Origin of the sequence: Pseudonocardia adelaidensis, from assembly GCF_039543345.1 — a bacterium.
Classification (GTDB): Bacteria; Actinomycetota; Actinomycetes; order Mycobacteriales; family Pseudonocardiaceae; genus Pseudonocardia; species Pseudonocardia adelaidensis.
On record NZ_BAABJO010000018.1, the window covers coordinates 19,588 to 42,550 of the forward strand.

The following is a 22,963-nucleotide window of genomic DNA, read 5'->3' on the forward strand; positions in this document are numbered from 1 at the left end:
GGCGGCATGCTCATCGTGGAGCACGGTGATCACCCCGTGCCGGAGGAGCCGGAGCGCAGGCGGATGCGCCGCCGGGACACGCGCGGTGTCGCGTTCGACGTCGTCGCCGTGCTGGCGGCCCTCGTGCTCGTCGGTCTCGGGCTCGCCAACCTCTACGCCGTCGACGGGGTCGAGATGGCGGTCCGGCAGGCGACGATCGCCGGGGTGGGCGTGGCGCTGCTGGCAGCGCTGTGGCAGTTCCGGATGCGCGTCCTCATGGTGCTGTGCTGGATCACCTACGTCGCCGCCGTCGTGCTGCTGGCCACGGTGCACGTCGTCGGGGTGACCTACAACGGGGCGACCCGGTGGATCGCCATCGGCGCGTTCACGTTCCAGCCGTCGGAGCTGGCCAAGCTGGGGCTGCTCCTGGCGCTCGCCGCCGCGCTCGGCTCGTCGCGGCCGCCGTGGCAGCGGTTCGCGTCCGCGGTCGCGCTCGCGGCCGTCCCGATCGTCCTGACCGTGCTGCAGCCGGACCTGTCGACCACGCTGCTCCTGCTCGCGCTGACGATCGTCATGCTGATCATCGGGCGGGTACCGGCGCGCTTCCTCGTCCCGCTGTTCGGAACGGCGGCCATCGCCGCGCCGCTGGCGGTCGACCTGCTGCACCCCTACCAGCTGCAGCGCCTCGGCAGCTTCCTCGTCGGTGCCGAGGAGTCACCGACGAGCGCGGGGTGGGCGGTCCTCCAGTCGCACATCGCGATGGGCTGGGGTTCGCTCCTCGGCTCGGCCGACCACCCGCTGACGGACCTGCTGTCCCAGTACCTGCCCGAGAAGGAGACCGACCTCGCCCTGGCGAGCCTGGTCGAGCAGTACGGGCTGGTGGCCGCCGCGATCGCCGTCGTCGCGGCCATCGTGCTGATCTGGCGCCTCGTCATGGCCAGCCGCGCCCCGCGACCGGCCGGCGGAGCGCTCGTCGCCGCCGGCCTCGCGGTCCTGTTCGGCATCGAGGTCATCGTGTCGGTCGGGGGCAACCTCGGCCTGCTCCCGCTGGCCGGCGTGCCGTTCCCGCTGGTCAGCTACGGCGGCACGGCGCTCGTCGTGCACCTCGCGGCGCTCGGTGTGGCCCTCGGCGTCCGGCGCGACGGCGCGCGGCGGCGGCTGTGGATCATGTCGCGCTGGCGGAACAGGCGCCCCCGGCTCGTGCGGGCGATCGCGTTGGGGCTCACCGCGCTGCTCGTCGTGTTCGGCCAGTACGCGTGGACCATGCTCGCCGACCGCGGTGCGGAGCTCGCCGCGGCGGGCGAGGCCCAGATGACGCGCTGCATCCGCATCCCCGCCGAGCGTGGGGCGATCACCGACCGGCACGGCGCCCCCCTCGCGGTGAGCAGCACGGCGTCGGACGCGCCGACCCACGAGGTCCGCGCCGTGCCGAACATCGTGCTCTCCCGGCCGGACGACCTCACCCGGCTCGCGCAGCTCGTCGGCCGGCCGGCCGAGGACGTGCGCGCCGCCCTCGCCGGGGTCCCGCCGACCACCCTCTCGGCGCCCGTGGCCGAGGTGAACGGATCGGTCTCGGACGCCGTCACCGCCGCCGGGCTCACCGGCGTGCTGGTCGTGCCCGCACTGCGCCGCGGCTACCCCACGGGGACGCTGCTCGGTCCCGTGCTGGGGTTCGTCGGCATCGCGACCCCGACGGAGACCGACCGGTGGCCGGACCTGCCGTCCGGCGAGATCGTCGGCCGGGCCGGACTGGAACGGCAGTACGACGCGCTCCTGCGCGGGGTGAACGGCCGCCAGTGCGTGTACGTCAGCCCGACCGGCGTGCCCGTGGCGATGGCCGAGCGGGTGGAGCCGACCCCCGGCGCCGACCTGCGGACGTCGCTCGACCTCGGCCTGCAGCGACGGCTCACCGCGAGCCTCGCGAACTCGCTGCGCGGCCAGGCCCGGACCGCGGTCGCCGCCGCCGTGGCGATGGATCCCCGCAACGGGCAGGTCCTGGCCATGGCGAGCCTGCCGTCCTACGACAACAGCGTGTACGGCCCGCCGGTCGACGCCGGTGCGCTGCAGTCCCTCGCCGGTGCGCCGGGCCACCCCATGCTGGAGAAGGTGACGCAGGCGGCGATGCCGCCCGGGTCCACGTTCAAGCTGGTCGTGGCCACGGCAGGGGTGCTCAACCCGGTGTTCCCGCCGGAGCGCGCGATCCCGACGGGCGCGAGCTTCACCGTGGGCGGCCACACGTTCGACAACTGGAAGCCGATGGGCCCGATGAACCTCCGGCAGGCGATCACGTGGTCCAACGACGTCTACTTCTACAAGCTCGCACAGGCCCTCGGCCCCGGGCCGGTGATCGACGCCGCACGCGCACTCGGGGTCGGGGCCCCGACCGGCATCGACCTCCCCGCGGAGTCGCCCGGCTACCTCGGCACCCCCGACTCGGTGGACGCGGCCGGTGGGCACTGGTACGGGGGCTCGACGGTGATCCTCGGCATCGGGCAGGGCTACCTCCAGACCACACCGCTGCAGAACGCCCGGTGGACCGCCGGTGTCGCCACCGGGCAGATGGTCACCCCGCGGCTGGGGCTGGCCACCGGCACCGACCAGAGCGTCTACACGGCGCTGCCCGCCCCGGCGCCGGCTCCGCTGCCGTTCGCCGACAAGCTCGGCCCGATCCGGGACGGCATGCGTGGCGCGGTGACCGGCGGGACCGCGGCCGCGCTCTCGGGGCTGCCCTTCCCCGTGGCGGGCAAGACGGGTACGGCGCAGGACGGCAGCCTTCCCGGCAGCTCCTACGACAACTGGCTCTCGGCGGTGACGCCCGCGCCCGACCCGTCCCTGGTCGTGTCGGCAGTCGTCCAGGGCCCGGGGACCGGCGGCAACAACGTCAAGGGCGTCGTGTCCGACGCGATGCAGTACTACATGGGCCGGCAGGCGGACGTGCTCGCGACCGGCCCGGTGCAGCAGCCGGCCGGGTGAGGGGCGCTACCGCCAGCCGAAGGCGTCGAGCACGCCCGGACTGTGCAGGCTGAGGGCGGCACCCTCGGCGACGCAGGTGAGGGGGTTCTCCGCCATCTTCACCGGGAACCCGAGCGCCTTCTCGAGCCCCTGGTCGAAGTCCCGCGTCATGGAGGCCCCGCCGAAGGCGACGACGCCGTCGGCCAGGATGTCGCTCGCGGCCTCCGGCGGCAGGTCGTGCAGGGCCGCGGCGAGGGTCTGGATGATCTCCTCCGTGATCGGGCGGATCACCTCGGCGATCTCCGCGACCGGGATGGTGACGAGCCGGGCGTGCCCCGTCCCCGCGTCGAGCCCGGGCACCGCCATGCTCGGCTCGGTCTCGGTGGCGATCCGGATCTTGACGTCCTCGGTGGTCCGCTCACCCACGACGAGCTGGTGGTGCTCGCGCAGGTGCCGGAAGAGCGCCACGGTCATCTCGTCGCCGGCGACGCGGCAGGAGCGCGAGGTGAGCACGCCGCCGTAGCAGAACGCGGTGGCCTCCGCCGTGCCGCCACCGATGTCCACGACCATGTAGGCGCGCCGGTCCATCGGGTCGATGCCGCAGCCGACCGCACCGGCGATCGGTTCGTCGAGGGCGATGGCCCGGTGCATCCCGGCCTCGTCGGCCGCCGCGAGCAGGGCGCGGCGTTCCAGCTCCGTCGCGCCGGCGGGCACGCCGATGACCGCTCGCCCGTGCCAGCGGCTCCACGGGCTCGACACCGCCCGCCGGACCACGGTCCGCAGGTACGCCCGCGCCGTTTCGAGGTCGGTGATCACGCCGTCCTGCAGCGGCCGCGTCGCCACCATGCCCGCGGGCACCCGCCCGAGGAGCTCTGCGGCCTCGCGCCCGACCGCGACGATCCCGCCGCGCCGACCGCCCTTGCGCCGCCGCAACAGCACCGACGGCTCGTCGAACACCACCCCCTGGGCAATGTCGTACACGACGGTGTTGGCAGTACCGAGGTCGATCCCGAAGTCCGACACGCCGCCTCCCCCTGTGCGACTCCCACCGCTCCTGGTCTCTCGGCGCCCGCGTCGGCGGTGTTAGTGCACCGGCACCGATCGTCGCGCTCTTCCGTCGCCGAGGACTTGCATGGTCGAGTACCCGGGCCGCGGGTCCACCACCGCGCCCGATCGGGTTGCCGGCCGGTCGGACGCCGCCGGGCCCGCCGTCGTCGGCGGCCTCGACCGGGTAGGAAGGACCGCGTGCGACTGAACCACTGGACGGTCCGGGCGACCGACTCGCCGATCGGCACGGCGTACGCGCTCCTCGACCGGCGCGCCAAGGAGCGCGAGCTGCTCGACCTGTCGCAGGCGGCGCCCCAGTACCCCGCCGCGCCGGAGGTGCTCGACCACGTCGTCGCGGCCGCCCGTGACCCGCGCGGCGGGGACTACGTGGAGACCGAGGGGCTCCCGCACCTGCGCGAGGCGTTCGCCGCCGATCTCTCCGCCGCCTACCGCGGGCGCGTGCGCCCCGAGCACGTGATCGTCACCGCCGGCTGCAACCAGGCGTTCTGCCTCGTGGCGTCGGCCCTCGCCGCGCCCGGTGACGAGGTGGTGCTGACGCTGCCGTACTACTTCAACCACGACATGTGGCTGCGGATGGCCGGCATCGTGCCGGTGTACCTCGAGCCGGGCCCCGACCTGCTGCCCACCCCGGAGGCCGCGGAGGCCCTGATCACCCCGCGGACCCGGGCCATCGTGCTGGTGACCCCCGGCAACCCGAGCGGCGCCACCGCGCCGCCCGAGCGCATCGCGGCACTGGCCGAGGTGTCGGCGCGGCACGACGTCGCGCTGATCCTCGACGAGACCTACCGCTCGTTCCGCGACACCGAAGCGCCGCCGCACGCCCTCTTCACCGACCCGGAGTGGACGCGCACCGTGGTCAGCCTGCACAGCTTCTCGAAGGACTTCGCCATCCCCGGTTACCGGGTGGGCGCCCTGGTCGCGTCCCCGGAGCTGGGCCGCGAGGTGACGAAGCTGCTCGACTGCGTCGCGATCTGCGCGCCGCGGGTCGGCCAGGAGGCGGCGTGGGCCGGGCTCACGATGGCCCGGGAGTGGCGGCGGGAGCGGGCCCGCGAGATCGCCGACCGGCGGCAGTGGTTCCGGGCCATCATGGCCGACCGGCCGGGGGGCTTCGAGCTGCTGTCGGCAGGCGGGCTGTTCGGCTGGGTGCGCCACCCGTTCGCCGGGCGTCCCACCGAGGACGTCGTGCGCGAGCTCGTCGTCGACCACGACACGCTGGTCATCCCGGGCACCGCGTTCCTCCCGGACGACCGCGGCACGTTCCGGGTGAGCCTCAGCAACGCCGACCGGGACTCGCTCACCGACTTCGCCGGCCGCCTCACGGCGGCCACGGCCGTTGCCCGGTAGGCGTCATCGGAACGCCCCTCGTCACTCCGCGTGACCGGCTGTGGTCCTGTCCGGGCGACGCGCGGAGTCCTCTTCCGTGTCGGGACCCCGTTGCTAGCTTTCCGCCATGGTCAGGCGCGGGCCTCGTTCCGGCATCGTTCTCGGTTTTCCACTCGTCCTCGGTGTTCCACTCGTCGTGCTGCTGCTGTTCGGCGGCGCAGCCGCGGCGGCGGCACCCGCCGCGTCGGCCGCGAGCGCGGCCAAGAGCCTCGCCGCGGACGTGATCGCACGGACCAACGCCATCCGGAAGGAGGCGGGCTGCTCTCCCGTCAGGGCCGATGAGCGGCTGCGTTCCATCGCGCAGGAACACGCGTCGGACATGGCGCGCCACCGCTATCTCGAGCACGAGGACCGTGACGGAACGTCGTCGGATGAGCGGATCGGCTCGGCGGGCTACGGCAACGTCACCGGCGAGAACCTGGCGAACGGCTACCCCGGCGCGGCCGAGGTCATGGACGTGTGGATGCGTTCGGCCGGGCACCGCGCGAACATCGAGGACTGCGCGTTCACGCACATCGGCGTCGGTTACGCGGCGAACGGCCATTACTGGGTGCAGGACTTCGGCGGCTGAACGGACCGACCCCCAGGGGTTTGAGCACCGCGACGGCGCGGGTACCGGCCGAATGGTGCATCGTGAACGCCGCTATCCGCTGCAACGGGGGGCAGGGATGGGGAAGCTCGTCCACGGGTGGCCGTCCTCGCACCTCCTGCTCGCCGGTGGTTCGCTGGCCATCGTGGTCGGTCTGTTCGCGCTCGACAGGCAGTGGCGGGCCCTGGAGGCGGGCGCGGCGGTCGTGTTCTTCGTCCTGACCATGACCGGCCTGTTCCGCCGGGCCGTCGAGAAGGACGACGCGGAACGAGCCGACGCCGACGAGTGACCCCCGTCCGGGCCGGTTCGGCGGCCGCTGCCTCCACGGGCTGAGATGATCGCCGAACGACCTTCGGCGGATCTGCCGATCGGCCGAGTGCCGGGCGAAGGACGTTCGGCTCGTGGGAGGGCGTGGGAGGGGCTGTCGTGGACGCGCTCGACGAGGCGATCCTGCGGCGCTTGCAGCGCGACGGGCGTCAGACGAACCGGGAGCTGGCCGACGCGGTGGGCGTCGCCCCGTCCACCGCCCTGGAGCGGACGCGGGCGCTGCGGGCCCGCGGGGTGATCACGGGTTTCCACGCCACCGTGGACCCGTCGGCGCTGGGGCGCGAGGTCCAGGCCCTGATCTCGATCCGGATCCGGCCGCAGTCCCGGGAGGCGATCGAGAACGTGCGCGACAGCATGGCCGCCCTCCCCGAGACCCTGGGCGTGTTCGTCGTGACCGGCAACGAGGACGTCCTCGTGCACGTCGCGGTGCCCAGCACGCGGTACCTGCGGGACTTCGTCCTCGACCGGCTGGCGCGGCGCAAGGAGTTCGTCGACGTCCGCACCACGGTCGTCTTCGACTACGTGCAGCCGCGCGAGCAGTCCGAACTTCCGGACACCACAGGGCGCGATCACCGAACGTCGTCCGGCTGAGGAGCGTCCGCGCGCCTCCGGATCGAACGAAGGACCGCGACGCTCGCCGTGACCGAACGACGTTCGGTCGATCCTCGAGCGCGCCGTCGATGCGCGCATCCTGCCGGGTGTGGAGCAACGAGACCAGCGATCCGGCGTCCTGCTCGTCCTGGCGGCCGGTGCGCTCTGGGGAACGGTCGGGCCCGCGCAGGTACTGGCGGGTCCCGCCGTGGAACCGGTGGCACTGGGCGGCGCCCGGATCCTCCTCGGCGGGCTGGTGCTGGCCGCCGCCGTACTGGCCACCGACCCCGGTTCCCTGCGCGGCCTCGTCACCCGCCGATGGCCCGCGCTGCTCGCGGCGTCGGCCGCGACGGCCACCTTCCAGGCCGCGTTCCTGATGTCGGTGGCGACGACGGGCGCCGCAGCGGCCACGGCGGTGACCTTCGGCGTCGCGCCCGTCGCCACCGGCGTGGCGCAGCGGGTCGCGCTCGGCACCGCGCTGTCGCGGCGCTGGGTGGCGGGCACGGTCTGCGCGGTCCTCGGGTGCGCGGTGCTCGTCACCCCGGCCGGCGGGGTGCCGGTCGACGTGGCCGGTCTCGCGCTCGGGGTGCTCGCCGGCGGGTGCTTCGGCGTCTACACCGTCGCCGCGAAGCGGCTCATCGGGCACGGGGCGGCCATGCCGGCGGCGGTCGCGGTGACGCTCCTGGTCGGGGGGAGCGTCCTGCTGCCGTGGACCATAGCGGCCCTGCCCGCGCTCACCGAGCCCCGCATCCTCGCGCTCGTGCTGTGGCTCGGCCCGGTCACCGCCGCGGCCGCCTACTGGTGCTTCGTGACCGGACTGCACCGGGTCAGTGCCGCGACCGCGGGCACGCTCTCCCTGGTCGAGCCGCTGGTCGCCGCCGCGCTCGCGGTGGTGGTGCTCGGCGAACGTCCGTCCGCACCGGTCACCGCGGGCGCGGTCCTCCTCCTGGGTGGGCTGGTGCTCGTCTCGCTCAACCGCCGGATCGGCGGGCCGCCCGCTGCGCGACCGGCGCGCCCGCGAGGTCCTCGTCATTGCACAGCAGCTTGACCTCGTAGTACGGCGAACCGGCCTCGTCGTCGTAATCGAGGTGAACGGCGATCACATCGACCGGCTCGCCCAGCCACTCCTGGGTGCGCCGCAACCACGCGGCCGCGCGTTCCAGCGCCGCCGGCAGGTCGTCGTCGCGGAACTCGACCGGCCGGAAGGGCACGTCGTGGATCCGGTCCTGCGGGTTGTCGGGTCGAGGCAACTCGGCCGCCAACCCGGCGTCGTCGAGTTGCAGGTCCACCGGGTACTCGCTCACACCCCGAGTCTCGTGATTCTCCGCGGGCGGGACAAGCGGCACGCCGGGACGCCGCTACTCGACCCAGATGGGCGAGGTCCAGGCCATCTCCCCGTCGACCTGGAAGACGCGGGCGTAGTAGAACGCGGGCGCTGTGGAGTCGTCCACGAGCGGCACGTCCAGCTCGTGGACACCGAGCCCCAGCAGCGCGCCGACGGCCGGCTGCAGCGCCAGCTCCCCGGGGAGCTCGTCGTCGAGCACCACGGCACCCGCGGCCAGCTTCGTCAGCTCGAACGCCGCCGTCCGGCCTCCGCACTCGACGTGCACCACTGCGTCGGGCGGCCCGCAGACGCTCACCTCCACCCCGCCGCGCTGCGCGCCGTACGGCTCGCCGAAGCTGTGCGTCACGTGCTCCCACGCGACCGAGCCCTCGTCCATCGCCACCACCTCCGGGCCGACGAACTCGGGCAGCAGCAGGCGGCCACCGCCCGTCGCCCGCAGCCGGCCGTCCCAGCACATCGTGACGTCGGCCCTGCCCCACTCCACCCGGAGGTCGACCCGCAGGTGGCCGTCGCGCAGCGCGGGCTCGCCGCGCACGCTGTGCACCACCTCTCCGTCCCGCAGGATGTCGACCCGGGCCAGCTCGGCGTACCCGCGGGCGTGCACGCTGAGCGGGCGCGGCCCGTTCCACGCGACCTCGGAACCCATCAGGTGCGGGCCCAGGCGCAGGTCGGCGATCACCCCCCGCGTGGTGGCGGCGCAGGTGCGCCGCGACCACAGCCCGTCGAAGACGTCCGCCCGGGAGAGCGAGCGGGCCAGCACGCCGACGTAGCTCGCGCCGTGGCCGTGGTCCGAGGACGCGATGAGCCCGAAGCGGTGCCCGCGCCGCAGCCCGTCGAGCATGAACGTGCCGGCCGCGGTGCCGTCGGAGTACTGCCGGAAGCAGCTCTCCGACTCGTAGTTGCCACGGCAGGCCTGGAACACCTCGACCAGCCTGCTGTAGCGGGGGTCGTGGTAGCCCCAGTCGTTGTGCACCATCGCCGAGCCGGGGTGGTGCGGGATCGTGATCGCCGGGTGGTCGGGGTGCTCCGCCAGGCCGCGCCACAGCCCGTCCGGGGTGGTGCTGCCGGCGGCGAAGGCGGAGAAGATCGGGGCGCCCCGCGGCACGTCGCCGTAGATCACGTTCTGGTGGCCGGTGTCGGCCGAGGTCCACTCGAAGCCGTAGAGCGGCACGAACCGCCCGGGCACGTGCAGCAGGTCCGCGATCTTCTGCAGGCTCCACCACTGGAAGGCGGTGGAGTTCTCGGCGTGGTCGGTGACCGCCCAGAAGTCGTAGGAGTTGACGTCCCAGGCGTAGCGGTAGAAGTCCTCCAGCGAGGGCTCGTCGCCGGAGGTGCACCGGCTCACCAGCGAGTGCCGGTGCAGGTCCCCCCAGTACAGGGTGTGGTCCCCGACCCGGTAGCGCTCCTCCGCCGCGGCGGCGACCCACCGGCGGTCCTCACGGCGTCCGTCCGAGCTGATCACGGCGGCCCGCGTGCCGCCCACCGCGGCGGGCCCCGCCGACCCGACCTCCGCCAGCACGACCTGGCCCGCGCCGTGCACGCCGTGCCAGATCACCGCGCCGTGGTGGTCGGCGAGGTAGGGGCACTCACGCCCGCCGAACCCCTCGGTCCAGCCGAGGGCCCGGTCCAGCCGTCCGTCGGACTGGGTGACGAGCACCCCGTCCGCCAGCGCCACCTCTTCCAGGGTGGCGTCGGTGCCGGTGTACGTCGTCGGGGGCAGCCAGCCGTCCGGGCCGAGCACCTGCGCGGCCGCCTCCCAGTAGTAGGTCATGAGCGGGAGCTGGCGGTGCACCCGGAAGCCGACGACGAGGCCGCCGTCGGGGGTGGCCTGCAGCCGGGGCAGTGCCGACGGGACGACGTTCAGCCCCGGCGCGAGCTCGCCGGGCGGCGTGACGAGCTCGTCGCCGTCGACCCACACCACCCGGATCCCGGCGCTCACCTCCGGCAGGAGCTCCGGCGGCACGCTGTCCCCCGGGGCGCGCATGCCGTGGACCGCGTCGGCGGTGCGCTGCCGGGGGCGCAGCTTCGTCGGCCCGCTGCCGCCGTGGCCGTGCACCGTGATCACGTCGAAGGCGCACCACAGGCGGCCGTCGGTGGTGGTGGCCAGGCTCGGGTGCAGGGCGTAGTCGGTGCCGCCGGTGAGCCGGCGGACCGCGTCACCGCGCCGCAGCACGATCGCGTAGCTCCCGCCGTCGTACTCCGACCACGCGTAGGCCATCCCCTCCGGCACGGCGGCCAGGGTCGGGTCCCACGCGTTGCCGGTGGCACCCTCGCTCACCCACCGGGGCCGCTCCCACGCGCCGGCGAACCGGCGGGCGAAGATCCCGAAGCCGCCGCCGACGCGGCCCTGCCAGCAGACGTGCAGGCTGCCGTCGGGGTGGGCGAGCACCTCCTGGTTGAACGACGGTCCATCGGTGGTGCTCACGAGCTCCGGCTCGGTCCACGCCGTGCCGTCGAACCGGCTCGCCCACACCGCGACCCCGCCGTCGACGGACCGGCCGAACAGCAGCCACGGCGTGCCGTCGGCGGTCATCGCCGCGGTGGGCCGGAACAGGTCCTCCGGCCCGTCGACCACCACCGCGGTCTCCCCGTCGAGCTCGGCGACGAGCCGGTCGCCGCGGTCGGGGACCCACTCCAGCCAGCCCACCAGCGTGCGGCCGCCGCCCGTCGCGACGGTCGGCCGGGCGGCGTTGCGGCTGGCCGCCAGCGGCCGGGCGGCACCGCGGGTCTGGCCGGCCAGCGGCGGCGCGCCGTCCAGCACGGCCGCGGCCCGCTCCAGCTGCGCCGGGATCTGCCCGGCGCCCTCGTCCACCCACATGTAGCGCAGCGGATCCGGGTCGAGCGCGGCGACCGTGTCGGTGATGTCGACGCAGCTCTCGACGGCGTGCGCGAGGCGGTGGTTGAACGCCAGCACGAGATCCAGATCGGCCCGTTGCCGATCGGTGTACTCCCCGCGGTGGTGGTCCGCCGCGCAGCCGTGCCCGTGCCCGTGCCCGTGCCCCACGTGCTCATCGCCCCTTTCCGAGTGCCGTCATCCCAGCGTGATCCTCCGTGACGCGTGCTCCGGCACCGCCACCCGCATCGCCTCGACGCGCCGCCGCAGCTCGTCCGGGAACGGGCTCGACCGCCCCGCCCCGGCGTCGACGTGCACGGCGAGGACCTCCTCGGTGGCACGCAGGCGGCCGTCGGACCACATCTCGTGCCAGAGCCGGAGCAGCTTGGGCGTCACCCCGATCACGGAGGTCCGCACCTCCAGCCGGGACCCGGGCGGCACCTGGTCGAGGTAGCGGACATGCGCCTCCACCGTGTACAGCGAGGTGCCGGTGACGGCCGGGTCGATGCCGAGCCCGAAGATCACGGCGTCGGTGGCGTGCCCGAACACCAGCACGTAGTAGGCCTCGGACAGGTGGCCGTTGTAGTCGATCCACTCCGGCCGGACGTCCTCGGTCCATACGGCGGGCTCAGGAGCCACCGGGCACCTTGCCGAGCACCCGCAGCACGTCGACGAGCCGCCGGTCGCGCTCGCGCACGAGGTCGGCGATGCTCCGCCCGGCGGCCGCGTCCTCGGTGCCGGTCACCACGCTGTCGCGCAGCTCCTGGGTGAGCTCGGGCGCGTCGAGCCGGGTCCACGGCGACAGCAGCGACGGCCCGAAGTGGTCGAGCATCTGCGCCATGCCGCCCGGGCCGCCCGCCAGGTGGAACGTGAGCATCGGACCGTGGAAGGCCCAGCGCAGGCCCGGCCCGTCGATGATCGACGCGTCGATCTGGGCGGGGGTGGCCTCGCCGTTGGCGACCATGTGCAGCGCCTCCCGCCACAGCGCCTCCTGCAGCCGGTTCGCGATGAAGCCCGGCACCTCCTGGTCCATCACGATCACCGACTTGCCGACGTGCCGCAGGAACTCGGCCGTCCACATGACGACCGCCTCCGCGGTCCGCTCGCCCCCGACGACCTCGACCAGCGGGATCAGGTACGGCGGGTTGAACGGGTGGGCGACGACGAGGCGGTGCCCGGACGCCGCGTCGGCGGCCATCTCCGTCATGCCGTAGCCCGAGGTGGAGGATCCGATGACGACGTGCTCGGGCGTGACCGCGTCGATGTCGGCGAGCAGCCTGCGCTTGAGGTCGAGCTGTTCCGGGGCGCTCTCCTGGACGTAGTCGGCGCCGGCGACGGCCTCGGCCAGCTCGCGGGTGACGGTCAGGTTCTCCGGGCCGGCCCCGGTGGCGAGGCCCAGCTCCGCGAGGGCGGGCCATGCCGCCTCCACGAGCGTGCGCAGCCGCGGCTCGGCGTCCGGCGCCGGGTCCCATGCCCGCACCCGGAAGCCGTGGGCCAGGAAGTAGGCGACCCAGCCGCCGCCGATCACGCCTGCCCCGACGCAGGCGATGGTGCGTACCCGGTCGGGTGCGGTGCGGTCGGTCATGCGCGCGGCCGCAGGGAGAGGATCTCCCGCGCCTCGTCCGGGGTGGCCACCTCGGCGCCCATCGCCTCGATGATCGTGACCGCGTTGGCGACGAGCGCGGCGTTGCTGACCGTGTTGCCCCGGCCCAGGTAGAGGTTGTCCTCCAGTCCCACCCGCACGTGCCCGCCGAGCAGCACCGACTGCGCCACCCACGGCATCTGCATCCGGCCCAGTGCGAACGAGGCCCAGACCACGCCGGGCGGGATCTGCGCCACCATCGCCGCGAGCAGGGCGGGCTCGGGCGGGGCGCCGTACGGGATGCCCATGCACAGCTGGTACATGCCGGGCGGGTCGATCAGGCCCTCGTCCACGAGCTTGTTGGCGAACCAGAGGTTCCCGGTGTCGAAGATCTCCAGCTCGGGCCGGACGCCGAGCTCCTGGATCCGCTTGGCCCCGGCCCGCAGCATGTCCGGCGTGCTGACGTAGACGAGGCTGCCCTCGCCGAAGTTCAGGCTGCCGCAGTCGAGCGTGCAGATGTCGGGCAGCAGCTCCTCGACGTGGGCCAGCCGCTCGATCCCGCTCACGAGGTCGGTGCCCTCGGCGAACCCGGACGGGTCCTCCGCGTTCAGGTACAGGTCGCCCCCCATGCCCGCCGTCGTGTTGATCACCACGTCGACGTCGCTCTCCCGCAGCCGCCGCACCACCTCCCGGTAGAGCGCCACGTCGCGCGATCCGGCGCCGGTGCCCGGGTTCCGCACGTGGACGTGCACGATCGCCGCCCCCGCGCGGGCGGCCTCGATGCCGGACCCGGCGATCTGCTCCGGCGTGACCGGCACGTGCTCGGACTTGCCGACCGTGTCCCCCGCACCGGTCAGCGCACAGGTGATGATGACCTTTCTGTTCACGACCGATTCACCCCCTGACTCCCTTCAGCCGACCGCGGGCGAGTTGCCGATCAGCTGTTTCGTGTACTCCTGCCGCGGCGAGTCGAGCACCTCGACCACGAACCCCGACTCGACCAGCTCGCCCGCGCTGAGCACCTGCACCCTGGCCGCGATCGAGCGGACGAGGGCCAGGTTGTGGGTGACGAACAGCATGCTGATCCCCCGGGTCTTCCGGAGGTCCTCCAGCAGCGCCACGATCGAGCCCTGCACCGACACGTCGAGCGCCGAGGTGATCTCGTCGCAGACCAGCAGGTCCGGTTCGGCGGCGAGGGCCCGCGCGATCGCCACCCGCTGCCGTTCGCCACCGGAGAGCCGGTCGGTGCGCAGGTCGAGCACGGTCGGTCCGAGCGCCACCGCGTCGAGCAGCTCCACCACCCGGTCCCGGGCCGCCTTGCCCTTGGCGATGCCGAACAGCTCCATCGGCCGGGCCACGATCTGGGCGATCGTCAGGCGCGGGTTCAGCGAGAGGTACGGGTTCTGGAAGATGTACTGGATCCGCTTGCGGTCCTCCACGCTGCGCGCCCGCGCGCCCTTGCCGAGGGCGCGCCCGTCGAACGTCACCGCGCCGGTCCACTCCCGGTGCAGGCCGCCGATGCAGCGCGAGATCGTGGTCTTGCCGCTGCCCGACTCCCCCACGAGCGCCACGACCTCGGCCTTGCCGACGTCGAAGCCGACACCGTGCACCACTTCCTTGTGGCCGTAGAACACCCGGAGGTCCTCGACGCGGAGGATGATGTCCCGCTCCTTGTTCGGGTCGGTGTCGGCCACCCGTCCCCGGTTGATGTCCCAGGTACCGATCTCGCCGACGCGCAGGCATTTCGCGGTGTGGTCCGGGCCGACCTCGACATCCGGCGGATCGATCTGCGCGCAGCGGTCCTGGACGTACTCGCAGCGGTCGTGGAAGCGGCAGCCCGACGGGCGGCGGCCCGGGCCCGGCGTGCTGCCCGGGATGCCGGTGAGCGCGCGAGCCTGGGACAGGTGTGGGATCGCGTCCAGCAGCGCCCGGGTGTACGGGTGCGCGGGCCGGGTGAACATCGCCTCGCGCGGGCCGAGCTCGATGATCCGTCCCGCGTACATGACGGCCACCCGGTCGGCGATGTTGGCCACCACCGCGAGGTCGTGGGTGACGTAGAGCGCGGCCACCCGGTAGCTGCGGCACAGCTCGGCCATGGTGCGCAGCACCATGCCCTGGGTGGTCACGTCGAGTCCGGTGGTCGGCTCGTCCAGGACCAGCACCTTCGGCCGGGGCAGGAACGCCATCGCCAGCGCGACGCGCTGCACCTGCCCGCCCGAGAGCTGGTGGGGGTAGCGGGCGAGGAACTCGTCGTCGTCGGGCAGGCCGACCTCGCGCAGGCCGGCCCGCGCCCCCGCGAGCCGTTCCTCGGCGGTGCCGATTCCGTGCAGCTCCAGGAGCTCCACGATCTGCCTGCCGATCCGGATCGCCGGGTTGAGTGCAGCGCCCGGGTCCTGCGGCACGTACGCGATCTTCAGCCCCCGGATCGCGCGGACCTGCTCCCACGGCATCGCCAGCACGTCCTGGCCCTCGAACAGCAGGCTGCCGCGCTCGATGAACGCGCCCTGCCGGGCGTAGCCGAGCAGTGCCGTGCCCGCCGTGGTCTTGCCGGACCCGGACTCGCCGACCAGCCCGACGACCTCGCCGGGCCGCAGCTCGATGCTGATCTCGTCGACGACGTCGAGACCGCGGCCGGTGAGTGCGACGCGCAGGTCGGAGAGCGTGCAGCCGGCGCCGGTGTCCTCCTCGAGGATGGTCATCTGGTCCCCCGCCCCGCGAGCTGTGCGATCCCGTCGGCCATCAGGTTGGTGCCGACGGTGAAGATGCCGATCACGATCACGGGCGCCAGCACGCCCCACGGCTGCACCAACAGCGCCAGCCTGTTCTCGTTGATCATCTGCCCCCAGTCGGCGGCACCGGGGTTGGCCGCGAAGCCGAGGAACCCGATGCCGGCGACCATCCCGATCGAGTACGTGAGCCGCAGCCCGGCCTCGGCCAGCAGCGGGGCGTTCATGTTCGGCAACACCTCGGCCAGGATGACCCGCAGCCGCGACTCCCCGAGCGCCTCCGCCGAGCGGACGAAGTCGCGGGACACGATGCCGAGCGCCACGCCCCGGGCCACCCGCGCCACGCGTGGGGCGTGCGAGAAGCCGACCAGCAGCACGATCATCCACGCGGCGGGCTGGTCCACCGCGGTAAGCACGAGCAGCGCCAGCAGGATCTGCGGGAAGGCGAGCGCGACGTCGTTCAGCCGCATGATCGCCTCGTCGAGCCAGCCGCCCGCATAGGCGGCCACGACCCCGATGACGATCCCGGCCACCATGCCGAGCAGGGTGGCGAACGCGGAGGTCAGCAGGATCGAGCCGCCACCGGCCAGCACCCGGCTCCAGACGTCCTGGCCGAGGTAGTCGGTGCCCAGCCAGGAGCCCTCCATCGTGAAGGGCCTGCCGACGATCTCGTTGTCGCCGTACGGGGCGAGCCACGGCCCGATGATCGCGACCACCGCGATCACCACCGTGATCACCAGGCCGGTGACCAGCCTGCGCTGCCGGCCGATCCGGCGCGTCGTGGTCATGACGCTCATGACGTGATCGCCGTCCTCGCTCGCGGGGTGAACAGGATGGACAGGACGTCGGCCACCAGGTTGACGCCGACGTACACCGCGGCGATCACCATGGCCAGCACCTGCACCATCGGGAAGTCGGAGTTGCGCACGGAGTCGACGAGGCTCGCCCCGACGCCCGGGTAGGAGAACAGGTACTCGACGATCACGATGCCGCCGGCGAGCCACGCCAGCTGCAGCGCGATCACCTGGATTCCCGGGACGATCGCGTTGAGCAGGGCGTGCTTGCGCATGACGACGCGCTCGGGCACACCCTTGAGCCGGGCGAGCTCGACGTAGTCGGAGTCGAGCACCTCCAGGAGGCTGGAGCGGACGATCCGCGCCACGTACGGCGCCACCGCGATCACCAGCGTGAGCACCGGGAGGATCATCGACCCCGGGGCGGACCACGGTGGGGCGCCGCCGCCCGCGATGGTGACGGCGGGGAGCACGTGCAGCACCGTGGTGGAGAAGAGCGCCACGAGCAGGATGCCCACCACGAACTCGGGCAGCCCGGCCAGGGTGATCATGACGATCTGGATCACGCCGTCGGCGCGTTTCCCCCGGTTGTTCGCCGACACCATGGCGATCCCGAACGCGACCGGGATCATGACGATCGCCGCCACGATCACCAGTACCGCGGAGTTGACGATCCGGTCGCCGACGAGCTCGCCGACCGGCAGCCCGTTGGCGACCGAGTTGCCGAGGTTGCCCGTCAGCAGCCCGCCGAGCCACTCGACGTAGCGGGCGATCACCGGCCGGTCGAGGTGGAGCTCGGCCTGCAGCGCGGCCACCCGCTCCGGGCTGGAGCCGTAGTCCTTGCCGAGGATCGCGCGCACCGGATCGCCGAGCGCGGCGGTGGCGAAGAAGACCAGCACCGAGCACAGCCAGAGCGTCAGCACGGCCAGGCCGATGCGGCGGGCGAACCACTTCAGCCAGGGCCAACCACCCGGCGCCGAGCGCGCAGGCGCGCTCGGCGCGGTGTCTGCTGCCGGGCTCGGCGTCACGAGGTCGGTCATGGCTGCCTCACGAAGGACGCGCGGGAGAACCGGAAGTTCGAACAGGGCAGGTACCGGTGCGGCTCGAGGCCCTGCACCAGGTTGGAGTAGGCGTCGAGCTGGCGTTTGAAGCCCCAGATGATGTAGCCACCGGTGTTGTACTCGATCTCCTGCGCGTCGTGCATGAGCTGCCTGCGCCGCGCCGGATCCGGTTCCCGTTTGGCCTGCTCGATCAGCGCGGTGAAGGTCGGGTCCTCGAAGTGGGTCTCGTTGTAGGTGGCGCCCTTCACCGAGGACGTGGCCACCTGCGGGATGTAGTTGCGGGTGTTCCAGAAGTCCTGGGCGAAGTTCCAGGACAGGTACCGGTCGCCGTAGAAGACGTTGGCGTCGGCCTTGTTCAGCCGGACCGTGACGCCTGCCTGCCGGGCCTGCTCGACGAACAGGTTGGCCGACTCGACCGCGCCCGCCCCCACCGCGCTCGACGTGACCAGCTCGACCTCGAGGTTCTCCTGCCCGGCCTGGCGCAGCAGCGACCTCGCCTGGTCGATGTCCTGCACGCGCTGCGGCAGGTCGCTCGCGTACGCCGGGTCGAACGGGGCGTACAGGTCGTTGCCGAGGATGCCGAACCCGTTGAGCGCCTGGTCGATCATCTGCTGGCGGTCGACGATCAGCCGCAGCGCCTGCCGCACCCGCACGTCGGAGAACGGAGCGACGTCGACGCGCATCGTAAACGGCACCCACGCGCCGGTCTCGGAGACCAGCGGGGACGCGCCCTGCTGCTCGATGGTGCCCGCCAGGTAGTTCGGCAGGTTGTCGATGCTCTGCACCTGGCCCGCGAGCAGGGCGTTGACCTTGGCCGCGTCGTCGGCGAAGTCGTAGATGAACAGCTCGTCGACCCACGCCGGGCCGTCCCAGTAGTTCTCGTGCCGGACGAACCGGGAGAGCTGGCCGGGGACGAAGTGCTCGTAGGCGAACGGCCCCGTGCCGACCGGGTGGGAGATGTCGAAGTCGGTGGGGATGATCCCGACGGTGTACTCGGCGAGCAGCTGGTCGAGCACCGCGTACGGGGAGTTGAGCTGCAGCACGATCGTGCGCGGGTCGACGATCTTCGAGTTGTTCAGCTCGAGGACGGTGGCAAGCTCCGTGCCGCCGGATCCGGTGTTGTCCGGGTCGGTGACCGTGGCCAGGCTGAACATGACGTCCTCGGCCGTGACGGTCTTGCCGTGGTGGAACTCCACGCCGTCGCGGAGCCGGACCGTCCACTGCGTGTTGTCGGTGTTCGGGGTGACCGACTCCGCGACCGAGGGCTCGATCTCGTAGTTCGGGTCCCACCGCAGGAGGGGCTCGTAGAGCTGCATGCAGCGGCTGATGTCCGGGTTGGTGACCGGGAAGTACGGCTCGAGGGTGTCCTTGAGCCCACCACCGGTGGCGCCGTGGCTGTAGATCCCGCCGCGGACGGGCGGGGTGCCCGGATCCGGGCGGCCGGGCACCGCGCTGCATCCCGGCAGGCCCGCCAGGGCAGCGCCCGCGACCAGGCCGAACTTCAGCACATCTCGACGGGACGGCGCTGTCTGTCGCATGATGCGAACCCCCTCGGAGTAATGTGAACCTAGCCACACCGAGGTCGAGCGTCAACGCAGCTGATGGGGATGGTGCGTCGTGGCGACACGCGAGCCTGCGGCGTCCGTCCGGATCCAGTCGGTGGACCGTGCGGTGGATCTTCTACTGGCCGTGGCCGCCGCGCAGCCCGAAGCGGCCACCGCACCCGCGCTGGCGCGCACGTGCGGGCTCAACCGCGCGACGGCGTGGCGGTTGCTCAAGACGCTGCAGGTGCGGGGCCTGGTGAGTGTCGACGAGTCGACCGGCCGGTACTCCATCGGGCTCACCACGATGGAGCTCGGCAACGCGGCCGGGCCCGACGCGCTGCTCGCCGCCGCGCACCCGGTGCTCGAGCACGTGTGCGAGCAGACCGGCGAGACCGCGTCCCTCGCCGTGCCCGGGATGGGCGGGCTGACCTACGTCGACGAGGTCACGCCCTCGGCCGTGCTGACCGCGAGCTGGCTCGGCCGCACCGTGCCGCTGCACGCCACCTCCACCGGCAAGGCGTTGCTCGCCTTCATGCCCGCACCGCAGGTGCGCCGGGTGCTCGCAGGCACCCTGACCCGGTTCACCGACACCACGGTCACCGATCCCGACGCGCTGGGTGCCGAGCTCGCCGCTACCCGGGACCGCGGGTACGGCGTGTGCGCGGGCGAGCTGGAGTCGTCGCTGTACGGCGTCTCGGCGCCGGTGCTCGACCGCAACCACCGGCCGCTGGCGGTGCTCTCCGTCTGGGGCCCGCGGGACCGGGTCCCACCCGAGCGGTTCGCCGAGCTGGGTGCCGTGGTCGTCGGGGCGGCCGCGCGGTTGGGCCCGCGCGCCGGGTGACCGGTGGGTGGCCGGTCGGTGACCGCGCGCAGGGCGAGGCGCCGGCCCACGCCGCCGTCAGTCGGCCTCGGATCCGCTCGATCTCTCGTCGGCGACGGCCGCGTGACCTCGGGTTGCTCGATGAGCTCCCGGACGAACGCCTCGGACCCGCTCACGTGGGCCACCGCCATCCGGCCCAGCACGTGCACGTCGCCGCGCTGCTCACCGGTAGCGGCCCAGGTGCGCTCCGGCGCCGCGTGGATCCGGGCCGAGCCCTCGGCCGGTTCGGTGGGCCGGCCCCGCGCGAACCGGGTCCGGCAGCGCGGCGCGCAGGCGGATCCGGGCAGGCCGCCGGCACGCCGCCGCAGGACGCGTGTTGGCACTGGTTCCACGGCGCGCCGCCGGGCGTCGCCGCGTTCGCGATGCCGTGGATCGCCGCCTGGTACCGCCAGCTGCGCGGGTCGGTCAGCGGGCGCCGTTGCATCGCCCGGATCGCGTGCGCGCAACCGCGCAGCACCGGGTGCCACGGATCGGCTTCCGTGCCCAGGACCCAGACGTTGCGACGAAGGGCGGTCATGGTTCCTCCTCTGCGGACCGGCGGTCCGACGTGAGGAGGTGGGTGCCGGCCGGTGATACCGGACGGCACCGGTCCGGACGCCTCGGCGAGGCCCGTCAGCGGGACAGCACCCGGGAGATCGCGGTCATGTGGCCGACCGGGAACAGCCGGGCGAGCACGTCGGGCACCTTCGCGCTCGTGGCGATGAGCAGGCGGGCCCTCCGCCGTTCGACGGCGCGGAGGATGTCGGCGGCGGCCCGGTCCGGCGGGTAGGTCAGCAGGCGGGAGAACTCCTCCAGTCCCACCGCGTGCGCCTCCCGGTCGACCCCGGATCCGACGCGCGCGTCCGCCGCGATCCTGGTGGCGATCCCGCCGGGGTGGACAGTGGTCACGCCGATCCCCCGGTCGGCCAGCTCCGCGCGCAGGACCTGGCTGAAGCCGCGCAGCGCGAACTTCGAGGCGGAGTACGCCGACTGGCCGGGCGGGGAGATCAGCCCGTAGAGGCTGGAGACGTTCACGAGGTGCGCGCCCGCCTGCATCGTGGGCAGCAGGTGGTGGGTGAGCACCACGGGCGCGTGGAAGTTGACCTCCAGCACCCACTCGAACTCCTCGAGGGTGACCTCGTCGAACCGGCCGCCGAGCGCCACCCCGGCGTTGTTGATCAGCAGGTCGATCCGAGGGTGGTCCCGGGCGATCCGCTGCGCCGCCGCGGTGGTGGCGGCGCGGTCGGCAAGGTCGACCTGGACCTGCGCCACCGCGATCTCCGGGCGTGCGGAACGGACGGCCGCCGACACCCGCTCCAGGCGTTCCCCGTCGCGCTCGAGGAGCACGAGGTGGCTGCCCCGACCGGCGAGTGCGCGGGCGAGCTGCTCGCCGATCCCGCTGCCGGCCCCCGTGACGACGGCCGTGCGTCCCGCGAACTCGTACGGCTTCACGAGATGCCGGACCGCAGCGGGCCGATCACCGGTTCCCACTCCGCGATCTCGCTGGAGACGATCACGCCGCTGACCGTGAACGGGTCCTTCTCGATCAACGCGCCGACCGCGGCCTTGTCCTCGGCCCGCAGGATGAGCAGGCCACCGGCCGGCTCCTCGGGGCCGAACGGGCCCGACAGCAGCAGGAGGCCCTGGTCGGCGAGCCCGCGCAGGTACTCGCGGTGCTCGGGGCGCACGCGGTCGCGGGTGGCCACGTCGTCGGAGTACCGGTACGTCACCGCGTAGATCGTCATGGGCCTCATTCTGGTTCGGGGGAACCCGCGGATGGAAGTATCGACGCCATGTCCTCGACCTTCGCCGTGATCTACACCTACACCGACGACACCGACCTCCGGGAGGCCACCCGCCCCACACACCGCGACTACCTGCGAGGACTCGACACCCTGCTCGTCGCGGGTGCCTGGGTCCCCGGCGAGGCACCCGGCGGCCTGCTGATCTTCCGCGCCGAGGACAAGGCCGCCGTGCAGGCGATCGTGGACGAGGACCCGTACACGAAGGCGGGCGTGGTCGCCGACGCGCAGATCCGGGAGTGGGCCCCGCCGCTCGGGCCGCTGGCCGGACAGTTCACGTAACCGCGCATTGCACGAGCGGCACCCTCGTCCCACAGGTTCGGACGACGGTGCCGCTCGTCCGACCAGAAGCGCGCCTGCCGGCCGTGCCCGTCACGCCTTCCCCAGGCCCCCGCGCTTGACCAGCTGGGCAGCGATGACGTTGCGCTGGATCTCGTTGGTGCCCTCTCCGACGATCATCAACGGGGCGTCGCGGAAGTAACGCTCGACGTCGTACTCGGTGGAGTAGCCGTACCCGCCGTGGATGCGCACGGCGTTCAGCGCGACCTCCATCGCGATCTCGGAGGCGAACAGCTTCGCCATGCCGGCCTCCATGTCGCTGCGCTCGCCCGCGTCGAACCGCTCGGCGGCGTGCAGGATCAGCTGCCGGGCCGCGGTGATCTTGGTGGCCATGTCGGCGAGGTAGTTGCCGATCGACTGGTGCTGCCAGATCGGCTCGCCGAAGCTCTCCCGCTCCTGCGCGTAACGCAGGGCGTCGTCGAACGCCGCCTGTGCGACCCCGAGCGCCCGGGAGGCCACCTGGATCCGGCCGGTCTCGAGCCCCTTCATCATCTGGGCGAACCCGCGGCCCTCGGTCCCGCCCAGCACCGCGTCGGTTGGGGCTCGCATGTCGTCGAACACCAGCTCGCAGGCCTCGACGCCCTTGTAGCCGAGCTTGGGCAGATCCTGCGAGACCGTCAGGCCGGGACCGTGCTCCACCAGCAGGATCGACACGCCCCGGTGCTTCGGCTCCGCGGCCGGGTCGGTCTTGCACAACAGCGCGATCAGCTGTGAGCGGCGCGCGTTGCTGATCCACGTCTTCGAGCCGGAGACGACGTAGGAGTCGCCATCGCGACGGGCCTGCGTGGTCATCGCCTGCAGGTCCGAGCCGCCGCCGGGCTCGGTGAGCGCCATCGTGGCCCGGATCTCGCCGGTGGCCATCCGCGGCAGGTAGCGGTCCTGCTGCTCCTTCGTCCCGAACGCGACCAGCAGCTTCGCGACGACGGTGTGCCCGCCCATCGCCCCCGCGAGGCTCATCCAGCCCCGCGCGAGCTCCGCGGTGACCAGCGCGTAGCAGGGCATCGACACCGCCACCTCGCCCCACGGCTCGGGCACCGCGAGGCCGTAGATCCCGAGCCCCTTCATCTGCTCGATGAGCTTCTCGGGGTAGGTGTTGGCGTGCTCCAGCTCGCGGACCACCGGCCGGACGTCATGGTCGACGAAGTCCCGCACCACCTCGACGATGGCCTGTTCCTCGGTGTTCATGGGT

The 22,963-nt window shown here is 73.0% G+C and carries 21 protein-coding genes; 8 read left to right on the forward strand and 13 right to left on the reverse strand.

Annotation, left to right across the window (positions count from 1 at the left end; genetic code table 11):
• The first annotated feature begins 6 nt into the window (after positions 1–6).
• Positions 7–2,952, forward strand: coding sequence for an FtsW/RodA/SpoVE family cell cycle protein (locus ABEA81_RS23100; protein ID WP_345607385.1), 2,946 nt, complete (start codon positions 7–9; stop codon positions 2,950–2,952).
• Between the two features lie 6 nt (positions 2,953–2,958).
• Here the strand turns inward: ABEA81_RS23100 and mreB are convergent, their stop codons facing one another.
• Positions 2,959–3,954, reverse strand: a complete 996-nt coding sequence (mreB, locus tag ABEA81_RS23105; RefSeq protein ID WP_345607386.1) for a rod shape-determining protein — start codon at positions 3,952–3,954, stop codon at positions 2,959–2,961.
• 222 nt (positions 3,955–4,176) lie between these two features.
• Between mreB and ABEA81_RS23110 the strand changes: the two genes are divergently transcribed.
• The 5 genes from ABEA81_RS23110 to ABEA81_RS23130 all read left to right on the forward strand — a co-directional run bounded on the left by ABEA81_RS23110 (position 4,177) and on the right by ABEA81_RS23130 (position 7,937).
• Positions 4,177–5,343, forward strand: a complete 1,167-nt coding sequence (locus ABEA81_RS23110; RefSeq protein WP_345607387.1) for an aminotransferase — start codon at positions 4,177–4,179, stop codon at positions 5,341–5,343.
• A 106-nt stretch (positions 5,344–5,449) separates the two neighbouring features.
• Entirely contained in the window at positions 5,450–5,953 is a 504-nt protein-coding gene (locus ABEA81_RS23115) for a CAP domain-containing protein (protein ID WP_345607388.1), read from the forward strand.
• A gap of 97 nt (positions 5,954–6,050) precedes the next feature.
• Positions 6,051–6,260 carry a hypothetical protein gene (locus ABEA81_RS23120; protein ID WP_345607389.1) on the forward strand — a complete coding sequence of 70 codons (210 nt, stop codon included), beginning with the start codon at positions 6,051–6,053 and terminating at the stop codon, positions 6,258–6,260.
• A 137-nt stretch (positions 6,261–6,397) separates the two neighbouring features.
• Complete coding sequence (locus tag ABEA81_RS23125; protein WP_345607391.1) at positions 6,398–6,889, forward strand: Lrp/AsnC family transcriptional regulator; 492 nt, start codon at positions 6,398–6,400, stop codon at positions 6,887–6,889.
• Positions 6,890–6,998: 109 nt separating this feature from the next.
• A complete protein-coding gene (locus tag ABEA81_RS23130; protein ID WP_345607392.1) occupies positions 6,999–7,937 on the forward strand; it encodes a DMT family transporter in 939 nt (312 codons plus the stop codon).
• On the opposite strand, the gene ABEA81_RS23135 is transcribed toward ABEA81_RS23130, so the two are convergent.
• From ABEA81_RS23135 to ABEA81_RS23175, 9 genes are read right to left on the reverse strand one after another with little or no spacing between them, the layout of a single operon-like run.
• On the reverse strand, positions 7,861–8,193 hold the full coding sequence (locus ABEA81_RS23135; RefSeq protein ID WP_345607393.1) for a hypothetical protein: 333 nt from the start codon (positions 8,191–8,193) through the stop codon (positions 7,861–7,863). The two genes, ABEA81_RS23130 and ABEA81_RS23135, sit on opposite strands and share 77 nt — an antisense overlap.
• A 54-nt stretch (positions 8,194–8,247) precedes the next feature.
• Positions 8,248–11,238 (reverse strand): DUF3604 domain-containing protein, encoded by a 2,991-nt coding sequence (locus ABEA81_RS23140; RefSeq protein ID WP_345607394.1) that lies wholly within the window; start codon positions 11,236–11,238, stop codon positions 8,248–8,250.
• Positions 11,239–11,265: 27 nt separating this feature from the next.
• Positions 11,266–11,706, reverse strand: a complete 441-nt coding sequence (locus tag ABEA81_RS23145) for a thioesterase family protein (RefSeq protein ID WP_345607396.1) — start codon at positions 11,704–11,706, stop codon at positions 11,266–11,268.
• Positions 11,696–12,652, reverse strand: a complete 957-nt coding sequence (locus tag ABEA81_RS23150; protein ID WP_345607397.1) for a 3-hydroxyacyl-CoA dehydrogenase NAD-binding domain-containing protein — start codon at positions 12,650–12,652, stop codon at positions 11,696–11,698. The genes ABEA81_RS23145 and ABEA81_RS23150 overlap by 11 nt, the downstream gene beginning before the upstream one ends.
• Positions 12,649–13,536, reverse strand: a complete 888-nt coding sequence (locus ABEA81_RS23155) for a beta-keto acid cleavage family enzyme (protein WP_345607398.1) — start codon at positions 13,534–13,536, stop codon at positions 12,649–12,651. Before ABEA81_RS23155 ends, ABEA81_RS23150 begins: the two co-directional genes overlap by 4 nt.
• Positions 13,537–13,560: 24 nt before the next feature.
• A complete protein-coding gene (locus tag ABEA81_RS23160) occupies positions 13,561–15,348 on the reverse strand; it encodes an ABC transporter ATP-binding protein (protein ID WP_345607399.1) in 1,788 nt (595 codons plus the stop codon).
• Positions 15,345–16,163 (reverse strand): ABC transporter permease, encoded by an 819-nt coding sequence (locus tag ABEA81_RS23165; protein ID WP_345607400.1) that lies wholly within the window; start codon positions 16,161–16,163, stop codon positions 15,345–15,347. Before ABEA81_RS23165 ends, ABEA81_RS23160 begins: the two co-directional genes overlap by 4 nt.
• A gap of 5 nt (positions 16,164–16,168) precedes the next feature.
• Complete coding sequence (locus tag ABEA81_RS23170) at positions 16,169–17,209, reverse strand: ABC transporter permease (RefSeq protein WP_345607401.1); 1,041 nt, start codon at positions 17,207–17,209, stop codon at positions 16,169–16,171.
• Positions 17,206–18,768, reverse strand: a complete 1,563-nt coding sequence (locus tag ABEA81_RS23175; protein WP_345607402.1) for an ABC transporter substrate-binding protein — start codon at positions 18,766–18,768, stop codon at positions 17,206–17,208. Before ABEA81_RS23175 ends, ABEA81_RS23170 begins: the two co-directional genes overlap by 4 nt.
• A 79-nt stretch (positions 18,769–18,847) precedes the next feature.
• Here ABEA81_RS23175 and ABEA81_RS23180 point away from each other — a divergent pair, with 79 nt between their 5' ends.
• Entirely contained in the window at positions 18,848–19,615 is a 768-nt protein-coding gene (locus tag ABEA81_RS23180; protein WP_345607403.1) for an IclR family transcriptional regulator, read from the forward strand.
• Positions 19,616–20,266: 651 nt separating this feature from the next.
• On the opposite strand, the gene ABEA81_RS23185 is transcribed toward ABEA81_RS23180, so the two are convergent.
• On the reverse strand, positions 20,267–21,085 hold the full coding sequence (locus ABEA81_RS23185) for an SDR family NAD(P)-dependent oxidoreductase (RefSeq protein WP_345607404.1): 819 nt from the start codon (positions 21,083–21,085) through the stop codon (positions 20,267–20,269).
• The gene (locus ABEA81_RS23190) at positions 21,082–21,378 is read right to left on the reverse strand and encodes a YciI family protein (protein WP_345607405.1); all 297 of its coding nucleotides are present in this window, start codon (positions 21,376–21,378) and stop codon (positions 21,082–21,084) included. The genes ABEA81_RS23185 and ABEA81_RS23190 overlap by 4 nt, the downstream gene beginning before the upstream one ends.
• 48 nt (positions 21,379–21,426) lie before the next feature.
• Here ABEA81_RS23190 and ABEA81_RS23195 point away from each other — a divergent pair, with 48 nt between their 5' ends.
• Positions 21,427–21,717, forward strand: coding sequence for a YciI family protein (locus ABEA81_RS23195; RefSeq protein WP_345607406.1), 291 nt, complete (start codon positions 21,427–21,429; stop codon positions 21,715–21,717).
• A gap of 90 nt (positions 21,718–21,807) precedes the next feature.
• On the opposite strand, the gene ABEA81_RS23200 is transcribed toward ABEA81_RS23195, so the two are convergent.
• A complete protein-coding gene (locus ABEA81_RS23200) occupies positions 21,808–22,959 on the reverse strand; it encodes an acyl-CoA dehydrogenase family protein (RefSeq protein ID WP_345607407.1) in 1,152 nt (383 codons plus the stop codon).
• Positions 22,960–22,963: the final 4 nt, after the last annotated feature.

What these genes read in the sequence shown, in the direction of transcription:
- ABEA81_RS23170 (WP_345607401.1), bottom strand. Translation starts at nt 17,209, where the DNA reads ATGACCGACCTCGTGACGCCGAGCCCGGCAGCAGACACCGCGCCGAGC.
- ABEA81_RS23115 (WP_345607388.1), top strand. Translation starts at nt 5,450, where the DNA reads ATGGTCAGGCGCGGGCCTCGTTCCGGCATCGTTCTCGGTTTTCCACTC.
- ABEA81_RS23100 (WP_345607385.1), top strand. Translation starts at nt 7, where the DNA reads ATGCTCATCGTGGAGCACGGTGATCACCCCGTGCCGGAGGAGCCGGAG.
- ABEA81_RS23175 (WP_345607402.1), bottom strand. Translation starts at nt 18,768, where the DNA reads ATGCGACAGACAGCGCCGTCCCGTCGAGATGTGCTGAAGTTCGGCCTG.
- ABEA81_RS23200 (WP_345607407.1), bottom strand. Translation starts at nt 22,959, where the DNA reads ATGAACACCGAGGAACAGGCCATCGTCGAGGTGGTGCGGGACTTCGTC.
- ABEA81_RS23120 (WP_345607389.1), top strand. Translation starts at nt 6,051, where the DNA reads ATGGGGAAGCTCGTCCACGGGTGGCCGTCCTCGCACCTCCTGCTCGCC.
- ABEA81_RS23160 (WP_345607399.1), bottom strand. Translation starts at nt 15,348, where the DNA reads ATGACCATCCTCGAGGAGGACACCGGCGCCGGCTGCACGCTCTCCGAC.
- ABEA81_RS23165 (WP_345607400.1), bottom strand. Translation starts at nt 16,163, where the DNA reads ATGACCACGACGCGCCGGATCGGCCGGCAGCGCAGGCTGGTCACCGGC.
- ABEA81_RS23150 (WP_345607397.1), bottom strand. Translation starts at nt 12,652, where the DNA reads ATGACCGACCGCACCGCACCCGACCGGGTACGCACCATCGCCTGCGTC.
- ABEA81_RS23190 (WP_345607405.1), bottom strand. Translation starts at nt 21,378, where the DNA reads ATGACGATCTACGCGGTGACGTACCGGTACTCCGACGACGTGGCCACC.
- ABEA81_RS23195 (WP_345607406.1), top strand. Translation starts at nt 21,427, where the DNA reads ATGTCCTCGACCTTCGCCGTGATCTACACCTACACCGACGACACCGAC.